Annotated in this window: 11 protein-coding genes; 3 read left to right on the plus strand and 8 right to left on the minus strand. The window is 70.0% G+C overall.

The window, feature by feature from the left end; all coding sequences use genetic code 11:
• A partial coding sequence (locus tag ACWDAS_RS33460) for a SpoIIE family protein phosphatase (RefSeq protein ID WP_450398422.1) occupies positions 1 to 1769 on the minus strand: 1769 nt, incomplete at its 3' end.
• Positions 1770 to 1884: 115 nt separating this feature from the next.
• Entirely contained in the window at positions 1885 to 2559 is a 675-nt protein-coding gene (locus ACWDAS_RS33465; RefSeq protein ID WP_450398423.1) for a nitroreductase, read from the minus strand.
• Positions 2560 to 2960: 401 nt separating this feature from the next.
• Between ACWDAS_RS33465 and ACWDAS_RS33470 the strand changes: the two genes are divergently transcribed.
• Entirely contained in the window at positions 2961 to 3563 is a 603-nt protein-coding gene (locus ACWDAS_RS33470) for a TetR/AcrR family transcriptional regulator (RefSeq protein ID WP_450398425.1), read from the plus strand.
• A 114-nt stretch (positions 3564 to 3677) separates the two neighbouring features.
• Here the strand turns inward: ACWDAS_RS33470 and ACWDAS_RS33475 are convergent, their stop codons facing one another.
• On the minus strand, positions 3678 to 4502 hold the full coding sequence (locus ACWDAS_RS33475) for a sigma-70 family RNA polymerase sigma factor (RefSeq protein ID WP_450398427.1): 825 nt from the start codon (positions 4500 to 4502) through the stop codon (positions 3678 to 3680).
• Between the two features lie 174 nt (positions 4503 to 4676).
• A complete protein-coding gene (locus ACWDAS_RS33480) occupies positions 4677 to 5966 on the minus strand; it encodes an ABC transporter permease (RefSeq protein WP_450398429.1) in 1290 nt (429 codons plus the stop codon).
• Between the two features lie 750 nt (positions 5967 to 6716).
• Between ACWDAS_RS33480 and ACWDAS_RS33485 the strand changes: the two genes are divergently transcribed.
• On the plus strand, positions 6717 to 7757 hold the full coding sequence (locus ACWDAS_RS33485) for an alpha/beta hydrolase (RefSeq protein WP_450398430.1): 1041 nt from the start codon (positions 6717 to 6719) through the stop codon (positions 7755 to 7757).
• Between the two features lie 381 nt (positions 7758 to 8138).
• Here the strand turns inward: ACWDAS_RS33485 and ACWDAS_RS33490 are convergent, their stop codons facing one another.
• The 3 genes from ACWDAS_RS33490 to ACWDAS_RS33500 all read right to left on the minus strand — a co-directional run bounded on the left by ACWDAS_RS33490 (position 8139) and on the right by ACWDAS_RS33500 (position 9320).
• The gene (locus tag ACWDAS_RS33490; RefSeq protein WP_450398432.1) at positions 8139 to 8375 is read right to left on the minus strand and encodes a hypothetical protein; all 237 of its coding nucleotides are present in this window, start codon (positions 8373 to 8375) and stop codon (positions 8139 to 8141) included.
• 44 nt (positions 8376 to 8419) lie between these two features.
• The gene (locus ACWDAS_RS33495) at positions 8420 to 9013 is read right to left on the minus strand and encodes a TetR/AcrR family transcriptional regulator (protein ID WP_450398434.1); all 594 of its coding nucleotides are present in this window, start codon (positions 9011 to 9013) and stop codon (positions 8420 to 8422) included.
• Positions 9014 to 9086: 73 nt separating this feature from the next.
• Positions 9087 to 9320, minus strand: a complete 234-nt coding sequence (locus ACWDAS_RS33500; protein ID WP_450398435.1) for a hypothetical protein — start codon at positions 9318 to 9320, stop codon at positions 9087 to 9089.
• A gap of 30 nt (positions 9321 to 9350) precedes the next feature.
• Here ACWDAS_RS33500 and ACWDAS_RS33505 point away from each other — a divergent pair, with 30 nt between their 5' ends.
• Positions 9351 to 9611 carry a TetR-like C-terminal domain-containing protein gene (locus ACWDAS_RS33505; protein WP_450398436.1) on the plus strand — a complete coding sequence of 87 codons (261 nt, stop codon included), beginning with the start codon at positions 9351 to 9353 and terminating at the stop codon, positions 9609 to 9611.
• Here the strand turns inward: ACWDAS_RS33505 and ACWDAS_RS33510 are convergent, their stop codons facing one another.
• The gene (locus tag ACWDAS_RS33510) at positions 9612 to 11570 is read right to left on the minus strand and encodes a helix-turn-helix domain-containing protein (RefSeq protein WP_450398438.1); all 1959 of its coding nucleotides are present in this window, start codon (positions 11568 to 11570) and stop codon (positions 9612 to 9614) included.
• Positions 11571 to 11602 lie beyond the last annotated feature (32 nt).

The raw sequence follows: 11602 nt of genomic DNA on the forward strand, positions 1-11602 counted from the left end.
CCCTGCGGGTCGACGATCGCGGGCGGGGGGTGCCCGGCTCCGGCCATGGTGCACAGCCGGGTGGCCGGGTCGTAGACCGCGTACAGGCACGTGGCGCCCACACCCACGGGGGTCTGGTGCACGGCGGCGATGTCTTCCTCGGCCATGCGCTGGACCGTGTCGTCGAGGTGGGTCAGCAGTTCGTCGGGGGGCAGCTCCATGTCGGCGAGCGTGTGCACGGCGGTGCGGAGCCTGCCCATGGTCGCGGCCGCGTTGATGCCGTGCCCGACCACGTCGCCGACGACCAGGGCCACCCGGGCGCCGGACAGCGGGATCACGTCGAACCAGTCGCCCCCGACGCCGTGGTCCATGTCGGCCGGCAGGTAGCGCGAGGCCGCCTCCACCGCCGAGCCGCCCCGCAATCGGTGCGGGAGCAGATTGCGCTGGAGCGCCAGGGCGGCGGCGTGCTCGCGGGCGTACTGGCGCGCGTTGTCCAACGACAGCGCGGCACGGCTGACGAGCTCTTCGGCCAGGAGAAGATCGTTCTCCTGGAACGGCACGGGATCCTCGGTGCGGACGAACAACGCCACGCCCAGCAGGGCGCGCCGCACGCGGATGGGGACGACCATCAGCGAGTGCATGCCGTTCTCGTGGACCCTCTGCGCGAGTGCCGGCACCTTGTCGATCCATGTGCCCGCAGCGAGGATCGGCTCCAGGTAGGGCCCGCCGGTGGACAGGACGTGTGCGTAGGGTGACGCGGGCGGCACAAGGACCCGCTCACCGCGCGTCCATGGGGACTCCGGCACCTCTTGCCGGATCGAGGCCAGACCGGCACGACGGAACGCGGGGAGGCGCTCGCCCGTCGTGCCGATGCGGACCGGCGGCCCCTCGCCGAGCGAGACCGACTGCTCCAGGTCGACGGCGACGTAGTCGGCGAGCAGGGGCACGGCGAGGTCGGCCAGCTCCTGGCTGGTCTGCGTCACGTCCAGGGTGCCGCCAAGGCGCGTACCGGCCTCACTGAGAATGGCGAGACGCTCGCGCGCCCGCCGGCTCTCGGTGACATCCACGCTGATGGTGCACACCCCCAGCACATGGCCGTCGGCGTCCTGGAGGCAGAAGAGCGAGCCCGCGAGTACGTGCTCCCGGCGCGGACTCGACGGCAGCCACGGCCGGTACTCGTGGACCCTGGTGGTGCCGCTCTGAAGCACCTGCCGCATCACGGTCTCAAGTGCTTCGGCCTTGACGCCGGGCCGTGCCTCGCTGATTCGCCGTCCGAGCCGCCGGTCACGGGGGATGCCGTCGTGGCTCTCCATCGTGTCGTTCACCCAGGTGCACCGCAGCTGCCGGTCGCGGACGACGATGCCGATCGGCGCGCGGGTGAGAAGCGACTCCCGCATCGATCCGTTCGCCGCCTCCCGGGCGAGCGTGCCGACGTCGGTCACCGACACGAGCCACCGGACGGTCCCGTCCTGCCCCCGCAGCATCGAGATCCGCCGGCTGACGTCGAGCATGCGGCCGTCCCGATCGCGCACCGCCGTCGTGCCCGCCCACCCGTTCCGGGCACGGCACCGCTCGACGTACGCCGATATCGTCGGCGCCTCCTCGCTGGGTGGCACCACGAGTGCGACAGAGCGGCCCACCACGTCCTTTGGGGAGTACCCGACAAGCCGCTCGGCGGCCTGCGTCCATCCGACCACCGTCCCGTGATCGTCGATCATCGCGATCGCCGAGTCGGTTATCTCGGGCGTGTTCATCGGATTACCGAATGTGGCCTTGCCGGTGCTGGTCATCGAACTCACGTCCTCAGCCGGGTGGAGGGAGGGGGTATGGATGCGGGAAGCCGGTGCGCGGGCGGCGCCGGGCCGGGGCGGGTCCGGCCGGGAGCCGGCCCCGTCCCGGCCTCGTTCACGGCCGCCGGTCCTCGACGAACGTGACCGTCTCGCCGAGCGGCGCCCGGCCCGTGCGCGCGTAACCCACCGTGACGTCCTCGAACCCGATCGACATGCCGCAGAAGAGGATGAGCTCGGCCGGGGGTGACACGACCTCCGCGACGACCGTGCGGTACTTCGCCCACGCCATCTGCGGGCAACTGTGCAGCCCTTCGACGCGGAGCAGCAGCATGATCGTCTGCAGGTACATGCCGGCGTCGGCCCATTGGGCCGGTCCCATGTCGCGGTCGACGTAGCAGAAGAGGGCGGCGGGCGCGCCGAAGCAGTCCCAGTTCGCGGAAGCGGCCCTCTGGCGCGCCTCCAGGTCCCCCCGCGGAATGCCGAGCGCGCCGTAGCGCTGCTCGCCGAAGGCGGATCGTCGCTCGCGGTACGGGGACTTCAGTGCGGGCGGGTACTGCTCGTACTCCGGCTCGTCCCAGGGGTCACCTGCGGCCACGCGCCCGCCGGCGCGCTTCTTGAGCTCTGCCAGCGGCCCGCCGGTCACCACGTACGCGTGCCACGGCTGGAGGTTCGACGCCGACGGCGACCAGGCCGCGGCGGACAGCACACGCTCCAGCACCTCCCTCGGGACGGGCCGGTCGGTGAAACCGCGTACCGCCCGCCGGCTCGTGACCGCCTCGTAGACGTCCACGGTCACCCACCTCCCAATCTGCTCACTTTCTCCCCGATTGACCGTAATCACCCCGAAAATGTGACAGGTCACCACCGCCGCACAGGTGCGGCCGCACCGGGACGTGGCTTGCAGGGATGACCGCGCGGCGGGATCTCGACGTCGCCCGCCCGGCGGCCGAGGCGGCGCTCAGTGACGTGTCCGGCCCGGGCTTCGCGGGCTGCCTGCCGAGCGTGTCGCGCTCGGCGGCCCGATGGAGGGTCCACCCTCTCTGGTCGAGCCGGCGGCCACGCCAATGACGTCGGCCGGCGCACCGACAGCGGGCGCGCAGCCCACACCCCACGGACCGATGGCCGCAAGGGCCGACCGTCAGCGTGTTAAGTTAACACGAAGATTCGTTTTTTAGCGCACAGGATGGATCCATGCCGAAGGTCACGCAGGAGTACATGGATGCCCGCCGTCAGCAGATCCTGGACGCGGCTCGCCGCTGCTTCCTGAGGGACGGATTCCATTCGACGTCCATGCAGGACCTGTTCGCAGAGTCGGGCCTTTCGGCGGGCGCGGTGTACCGGCACTTCGCCAGCAAGAACGAGGTGATCACGGCAATCGTCGAGGAGAGCATGCGTGACGTCCTGACGATGGTCCACGACGTCGCCGAGGACCGCCCCAGCAGCTCCCTCGGGGACCTCATGGCCGACATCCTCGACATCGTGAAGGCCAAGACCGCCGAGCAGAACATCGCCGGGCTCTCCGTGCTGGCCTGGTCCGAAGCCCTGCGGAACCCCGCGCTGCTCGGTCAGTTCAACGACCTGCTGGCCCAGATGCGCTCCGCCCTCACCGAGGTCATCCGGGAGCACCAGCAGAGCGCCACCCTCACGCGCGAGGTGTCGCCCGAGGCGATCGCCGCCGCGTTCATGTGCACCCTGCCCGGCTACATCCTCCAGTTGGCCATGGGCGACTCCAAGGCCCTGGAGGGGGTTCCCGACGCCCTGCGAGCGCTCTGGCCCGATTCGGCCGCGTCCTGAGCCTGTCCCCCACCCACCGTGCCTCTCCGCGTGGCTTCTTGATCAGGACCGGTGGATGCCTACCTCGGTGTGAACGCCCGGACGGTCATGGCAGTGGGTTCCGGCGGGGATTCATCATGACCAGCACCCGAACACGGTGCCGTCGCGGGACAGGCTCACCGCGGGCCTGCCGTCGGCTTCGACCGGATCCACCGTGACGTCCGGCCGGAAGCGGTCGGCGAACGCGTGGTGGCGCTTCGCCACGCGGTGACGGCCCGCGGCGGGGGATCTCGGCGTCCGCAGGGCGCCCTCGCCGTGGGCCCGCGGAACGGCGTCCCCCGCGAACAGCTTCTCCAGTACGGTCACATGCCCCGCCTGGGCGGCCGCCAGGAAGGCCGTGAGGAACCGTTGATGGTCCTCGGCCGCGACGCTGGCCCGCTTCTCCGCGGCGGCCAGGTGCTTCCGTGCCCGGCACACCAGTTGGCGCGCGTTGGCGCGCGACCGGCCGATGATCTCGGCGATCCGCTCGTACGGGTAGTCGAACGCCTCCCGGAGCACATAGGCCGCCCGTTCCGCGAGCGTGAGCTTCTCCAGGAGCATCAGCACCGCGACTTCCAGTGCTTCCCCGTTCTCGGCGCCCAGCGCGGGGTCGCTCGCGGAGTCGACCGGCTCCGGCATCCACGGGCCGGCACAGGTCTCACGGCGGACCCTCGCGGAGTGCAGGACGTTGATCGAGAGCCGCGTCACCGTCGTCGCGAGGAACGCCTGCGCGTTCTCCACCTTGGACCGGTCGTAGGTCTGCCATCGGATCCATGCGTCCTGCAGGACGTCCTCCGCCTCGCTGACGCTGCCGAGCATCCGATGGGCGATCCCGAACAGAAGACCGCGGGCGTTCTGGAACACCTCCTCCGCCGCGCGGAGGTCCTCGGTGCCATCCGCTCGATTGTCCTTCGACGACATGGTTGACAGTCCTTGCTGTTCGGCGCGGCCGGCCGCCGTGACCTCACTCGTGTGCGCGAGGGCGAAACCCGGGGCCCTGACAGCCCGTGGGGAATCGCGGCTGCGTCAGGGGAGCCGGTCGGTGCAGTGGGTGGGGGCGACGCGTCCCGTCGCGGGCCGACTCGGCGGTCAGCCTCAGCGGACGGCCGCGTGCCGGGCGTGCGAGTGCGGATGCTTCCCCTCCGGCGCCGGGGAAGGCGGGGAATCTCCGTCGGGGGCCGACCGGGGGACGGGCGTCGCGGTTTCGTTCGCGACCGCGGTGTCCGCACCCGTGTCGTCGCCCCTCGGGGGCTGTTCCACGGACGGACCGTCCTCGACAGTGGGGTTCCGGCGGCCGAGGGCGACGGTCGTCAGCCCGAGCAAGCTCCACAGGACGAGAACGGCGATGTGGTCTCCGGAGCCGTTGCCGTCGAAGTAGGCCGTGCCGCGCAGAAGACTCGCGCCGGCACCCGGAGGCAGCCACTGGCCTATGTCTTCCACCGCCTTGGGCAGCAGTTCCGGTGCGGACGTGCTGCCGGAGAACGGGTTCCCCACGAAGACCATCAGCACGGCTGTGAGCCCGATGCCCGCAGGACCGATGAGCATGATCAGGCCTGCGCAGGTTGCGCTGATGGCGAGCATCGTCAGGGACAGGGACGCCCAAGTGGCCGCATGCTCGTGCGGCAGTGCGCCGAAAATGCCCTGGGCGACCAGGTAGGCGCCAAAACCGGTCGCGGCGCAGGCAGCGACCAGTTCCATGGCCCGACGCCACCCCGGCATGTGGAAATTCGACATCGCGAGGAGCGAGGCGATCAGAATGCTGCACATCGTGAGCGGGAGAAGCGCCGAGCTGAACACCACCCCACGGGGATCTTCTGCAGAGATCGGGACGACATCTACCGTCCTCACACTGACCTTGGCCGGCGTCTTGGCGACCCTCTCACCGGCTTTGGACTTGTCAGCGGCCTTGGGACTGTCACGGGCTAGGGACTTGTCACCGGCTTCGGGCTCGGTGAACGGACCCTGGACCGACGCCGCGGCACCGTTCGCAGCCGACTTGGTCGCCTCCGCGGCAAGTTGCCGGCCGGACGTATTGAGCAGCTGCGCCACAGACGTGCTCGCGGCAGTGGCCTGCAGCACGGTCAACCTGCCAGGGGTGACGACGAAGGCGCCGTAGATCTCCCGATCCTTGATCGCGGAGCGCGCCGATGTCTCGTCGGGGTAAAGATAGAGGTCGAACCCGCCTGGCTGGCTGCGCTCCAAGCCTTCGACCGCGTTCTGACTGGCCGTGCTCGTGCCCACGATCCCCACGGGCACATCACGCGGAGCAACGCGCGATGCGGGCCATGCGTACGCCATTACGGCCAGCGAGATCACCAGTGGCAACGCCACTGTCATGATGACGGCTCGCCGCCATGACATGACTCCCAACAAGGGGTTCTTCACGGCCGCACCTCCCAAAGACGAATGATCATTTTTTTTACTGCGCCAGTCTGCTGCGACCGCAGGGAAAAAGTCAACACGAACATTCGTTTTCTTTCCGGATGGTGTGGACGCTGTGAACGGTGTCATGCGCACCCCGCGCGCGGGCCGACCGTCGGCGCTGCTGGACCAGCAGGACCCGGCCCGCGACATGCAGAGCCATGCTGACGGGGACCAGAGCCGAGGTCGCCTGCATCGTGCGGGACCACCAGGACGCCGGGCACCTACCCACCCGCGTTCCGGCAACCGCTCTGGCGGATGCGCCGGTCAGCGTCCTGCCCGGCTGCATCCTCCAACTCGCCCCGGCCTGATCTACGCCGATGACGTGACCGCCGAGAAGCGCCCGTCCCACCACGGCAGCTGACCCGGCCGGTTGACGGACCGGATGGGGTGTCCGGCGGCCGGTGCTGCCGGACACCCCACTGACGTCGTACGGCTCCCGTGGCCGGGGAACTCCGGGGCTCGCAACGGCTCACAGGTCATGGAGGCAGCCACGGGATCAGGATGGAGGCGGCGATACCGCGCACGGACGTGAGCTCTCGCTGTGGGGTTGTCCACAGCTCGGACTGTGGGGCCGCCAGCCCGAAATCCTGGTGATCGCTCGACAGCCGTTCCCGGTGCCCGGCGGCGAGACTCTCGCTGTCGGAAAGCGGCGCTCCACCAGTTACGGCTGATCGCCGCTGTCGCTCTTCATCCTGTGTAGGAGACGTATCCATGTCCGCACGCCGCCGTATCGGCCGCACCGTCGCTGTCGCCGCCACCCTGCCCCTCGCCCTTGGAATCCTGTTCGAGGTCAATGCCGGAGCCAACGCGACGACCTCTTCCGCGACCGCACGAAAGGCAACCGCGCCGGTCCTTGAGCACGACGCCCAGGTCTTCGCGGCCGCCGCCGCCAAGAACCCGCCGATCTACACGCTCAGTTACGCCGACGCGCGCAAGGCCCTGGACGGCGTCCAGGCCGACCCCACCGGCCTGCTGCCGGCCGACGTCACCCACCGCACCCTGCCGGTCGGCCCCACCGGCGAGGTCAAGGTCCGCATCGTCCGCCCCAAGGGCGCCACCGGCAAGCTGCCCGCCATCATGTACTTCCAAGGCGGCGGCTGGGTGCTGGGCGACGAGAGCACGCACGACCGCCTGGTGCGCCAGCTCGCCAACGGCGCGCATGCGGCCGTGATCTTCATCGAGCAGGCGTACGCCGCCACTCAGTGGGTGGCGCAGCACGGCAGTGAGATCGATGTCGACGGTTCTCGCCTCGCCGTCGCGGGTGACTCGGTGGGAGGCAACATGGCGACGGTCGTATCGCTGATGGCCAAGCAGCGGGGCGGCCCGGCGCTGCGCGAGCAGGTGCTCTTCTACCCGGTCACCGACGCCGACTTCAACAACTCGTCCTACCGCCAGTTCGCCGACGGCCCGTGGCTGACCCGCAAGGCGATGCAGTGGTTCTGGGACGCCTACGCCCCGAACGCCAAGGACCGCAGGAACATCCTGGCCTCTCCGCTGCGCGCCGACCTCAACCAGCTCAAGGGGCTGCCCAAGGCCCTCGTCATCACCGAGGAGGCCGACGTCCTGCGCGACGAGGGCGAGGCCTACGCGAACAAGCTCCGGGCCGCCGGCAACGACGTCACCTCGGTGCGCTACCAGGGCATGATCCACGACTTCCTCATGCTCAACGCACTGGGGAACACCAATGCCGCCAAGGCAGCGATCAGCCAGGCCGACGCCTACCTCTACGCGGGACTCCACGACAGGCACTGACCCGGCCGCGTCGTCTTCCTGAGGCCGTGCCGCCAGGTTCACTCCCCGGCTCCGGCGCGGGGAGCGCCGCATCGCATGCTCCTGTCCACCCCTGGCGTGGGCCGCGCGGCGTCATGAGCTGACCGGAGCGGAGTCCGACGGCCGTGATCACCCGGCGACCACCCCGTCCGTTACGCCCGGTACGGCCCACCGTGCGGGTTCCCGCTGTGGACCCCGTCGGGTCAACCCCACTGAGCTGTGTGGGGTCGCCGGGCCACGCTTGTGGAGTCTGCTCGACAGCGCCGCAAAGGCCGCTTCGGAAGGCTTGAGACATCGAACGAGAGCCGGGATCAGAATCCCGGAACGGCTGAGTAGGCCCTGCCCAACTCGTCCCGGAGCCGGTCATTCCCGCCCGGCGCCGACCGAAGGTCTTTCGGGTCTCTGCCCGATGTTCTGCATGCCGGGAACGTGGATGAAGAGGAAGGATTTTTCATGACTGTGTCGAGCACTGCTTCCAGCGTGCGGCGTCGCGAGGAAGAGGCCGCTGTCGGGTTCACGGCATTGCAGACGTTGACCGAAGCCCTGCAGCAGATCCTGGTGGACCTGATCGAACTGCACCTGCGGGGCAAACAGGCCCACTGGAATCTGATCGGCCGCAACTTCGGGATCTCCACGCCGGGTGTTCAGTGGCCCGTCGGGCGCAGGCCGGTCAGGACGAGGTCCACGGCGTCCTCGGCCCAGCCCGTACGGCCGCCGCGGCCGGCCATGTAGTCGGCGTAGAAGGGGCCGAGGAGTGCGGAGACGGCTGCCTCCAGGTCGGCGCCAGGGCGGATCTCACCACGTTCGCGTGCCTGTTCGAGGACCTGACGCAGCAAGGCGCGGCGGGGTACTACGGTGCGTTCGCGCAGCAAGGCGAGGAGTTCGGGGGTGTGGGCTTCCTCGGCGAGACAGGTGCCGATCAGCGCCATGCCGCGCACGCGCTCCACAGTCGCGGCGAAGTCCTCGAGGATCGCTGTCAGGTCGGCCCGCGTGTCCCCGCTCGGCGGCGGGGCGTCGGCCATGCGCAGGGCCGCCAGTGCCGCGGTCAGGAGGTCCGCCTTGGTCTTCCAGCGCAGGTGGATGGTGGACTTGCTGACCTGTGCGGCGGCGGCGACCTGGCTCAGACTCATCCGTGTGTAGCCGTGCGAGGCCAGCAACTCCAAAGCCGCCTGGAGAATCGCGGCGTCCTTCTCGGCCGACCGCGGCCGCCCGGCGCTCTTGGCCTGATTGTCACCCATGCCGACAGGATAAGCGGGAATCCGCACCGAGTGGTTCGGTACGGATTCCCGCGCTCCGGAGGCAGGGCGTTGATCAGAACTTGTCAGTGTTGTCCCGGACCCACTGGCGGAAGGTGCGGGCCGGGCGGCCGGTCAGCTTTTCGGTGGCGGTCGAAACCGGCAGTGCCGCGGCCTCGGGGCCGAGGACCTCCAGCACGGAGGGCACAAGCATCTCCGGCAGGTGGCCCATGCTCCGCAGGATCTTGCCGGCCTCCTCAACGCTCAGCTCCTCGTGCCCCGCCGTCAGTCCGCGGGCGTCGGCGACCATCCGCTGCGCGTGCGGGCCCTGCGAGGCTTGATGGCCGAGGCACAGCTGGATGCCGCCTTCGAGCAGCCCTTCCGCACCTGGGTCGGCACCCGGCGCGACGTCATCGCCCGCATCCTCACCCGCGGCCTGGACCGCGGCGAGCTGCCTGGCGACCTCGATCCGGACTACGCGATCGACCTGCTCTTCGGACCCTTCTGGTACCGGCTCCTGGTGGGCCATGTGCCGCTGGATCCGGCACAGGCCGCCCGCCACGTCGACCACGTCCTCGGCGGTCTGCGCAGCCGCCCGTGATCACTTGGCGGAGAGCACCATGTGGATCTTGAGGGCGAGATGCACCTGCAGTACCTGGTCGCCGCCGCGCCAGTGCGGGCCGAGGAGCGAGGTGATGCGGTCGATGCGCTGGTAGAGCGTGTTGACGTGGACATAGAGCTGTTCGGCGGTGCGGTTCAGGCTCGAGTCGCAGGCGAAGAAGACCATCAGGGTGCGGGTGAGTTCGCCGCCGCGCCTGGTGTCGTAGTCGAGGACGGGGCCGATGGTGCGACGTACGAAGCGGTGCAGTTCCTCGCGGCCGGCCTGGTGGAACAGCAACCCGTAGACGCCGAGTTCACCGGGCGATGCGCCCTCTCCGTCGCGGTCGAGCGCAAGCAGGACATCGAGGCAGCGCGCCGCGTCGTGATGTGACTCGACGATGGCGTCGACCCCGGGTGCGGCCGTCGCGGCGCCGACGGTGACGGGACTGTCCACCACCCGCGACAAGTGGTCGGCCAGTACGCGGGCGGCTGCGTCCGGGTCGGGGTCCTGCGGCAGCAGCACGACGGTGTCGCCCCGGTACTCGCCCGCGAGCCCCCCGGCATGGGCCGCGTACGAGGCGGCCGCATCGGCGATGCGGCGGCGCTGGGTGCTGTCGCGGCAGCGGGCGGCGAACACCGTGTGCGGGCGATGGAGGTCGAGACCCACCAGGACCGCTCTGCGCCGCAGCCCTTCCGGGTCCCGGTGCGGGGAGCCCAGCAGGTCCTCGAGGATCTCGCCGCGCAGCCGGTGTTCGGCCTCGGCGACGGTGCGTTCACTGAGCAGCATCAGTGCGGTGACCAGCGCGGCGCGCTCGAGAGAACGTACCCCTGAGGCGTCCAGGTGGTCGCGGACGAGAAGCAGCACACCGAGGAGTTCGCTGCCGGCGACGATGGGAGTGGCGCAGGCGGCCGATCCGCCGGCGCCGGCCGGGATGCGGCGGGTGCGTCGGGCTTCGGTGCTCAACACCCGGGCGTCGCGGACCGCGGTGGCGGCGGGGCACGGATCCGGGAGTACACCATCGGTGCGGGCCTGCTCCACCAGCGGGTCGTCACCGGCCGCGGCCATGGTACGGCCGCCGGGGTCCAGGACGAGGATGCTGCCGCCGAGGACTTCCGCGAGGGTCTGGGCCACATCGGCCATCCCACCGCCGTCGAGGACGATGGTGGTGAGACGCTCGTGCAGGGCGGCGGCGCGTTCGATGGACTCGCTGTGGGCGCGGATGACTGCGTTGGCTTCGGTGAGTTCGTCGACGGCTCTGCGTACGTCCTGGAAGAGCGTGGCGCTCTCGATGGCGATGGCGGCGTGGTTGGCGAGGGAGACCAGCAGGGCCACCTCGTGCTCCGAGAAGGGGCGGACTCTGCGGTTGGCGGCGAACAGAACACCGATGACGTTCTCCCCGAGCCTGAGCGGCACTCCCTGGATGGAGATCAGCCCTTCGGCGCGTACGACCTCGTCGATGCTGTGCTCGAATCGAAGGTCCGCGAAGTAGTCCGGGGTGTTGTAGGGAACCGCCGTCTTGGCCACAAGTCCCCCGAGGCCCGCGCCCATGGCCAGCCGTGCGTGCTTGAACTCGTGGGTGCGAATCCCGTCGGTGACCCGCATATAGGTGTCGCCGCGCTGAGTGTCGTTGAGCATCAGGTACGCGACGTCGGTACCGAGCAGGCCCCGGGCCCGGTGGACGATGGCCCGCAGCACGGCCTCCAGATCACGCAGCGATGACAGGTCGCCCGCGGTCTCGTAGAGCGCGCCGAGCTCCGCCTCCCGGCGGCGGCGCTCCTCCAGCCGCGCGCGCACCTGCAGGGCGTCGTCGACGAGCGGGGACAGCCGGGCCCGATCCTTCGCGGGGCAGCCGTCGAGGAGGGTCTCGTACTCGCTCCGCGGGGCGCCTTCGCGCAACAGGCGCAGCAGGCGCGCGGCGGGCCCCTCGTCGGTCCGGCTGCGTGTGGTCGTCGACTGCACGGTTGCCTCCTGGGAACTGCGGTGCGCGTGTC

The sequence above is a fragment of the Streptomyces sp. NPDC001070 genome, assembly GCF_053598835.1.

What these genes read in the sequence shown, in the direction of transcription:
- ACWDAS_RS33470 (WP_450398425.1), top strand. Translation starts at nt 2,961, where the DNA reads ATGCCGAAGGTCACGCAGGAGTACATGGATGCCCGCCGTCAGCAGATC.
- ACWDAS_RS33475 (WP_450398427.1), bottom strand. Translation starts at nt 4,502, where the DNA reads ATGTCGTCGAAGGACAATCGAGCGGATGGCACCGAGGACCTCCGCGCG.
- ACWDAS_RS33485 (WP_450398430.1), top strand. Translation starts at nt 6,717, where the DNA reads ATGTCCGCACGCCGCCGTATCGGCCGCACCGTCGCTGTCGCCGCCACC.
- ACWDAS_RS33495 (WP_450398434.1), bottom strand. Translation starts at nt 9,013, where the DNA reads ATGGGTGACAATCAGGCCAAGAGCGCCGGGCGGCCGCGGTCGGCCGAG.
- ACWDAS_RS33500 (WP_450398435.1), bottom strand. Translation starts at nt 9,320, where the DNA reads ATGGTCGCCGACGCCCGCGGACTGACGGCGGGGCACGAGGAGCTGAGC.
- ACWDAS_RS33505 (WP_450398436.1), top strand. Translation starts at nt 9,351, where the DNA reads ATGGCCGAGGCACAGCTGGATGCCGCCTTCGAGCAGCCCTTCCGCACC.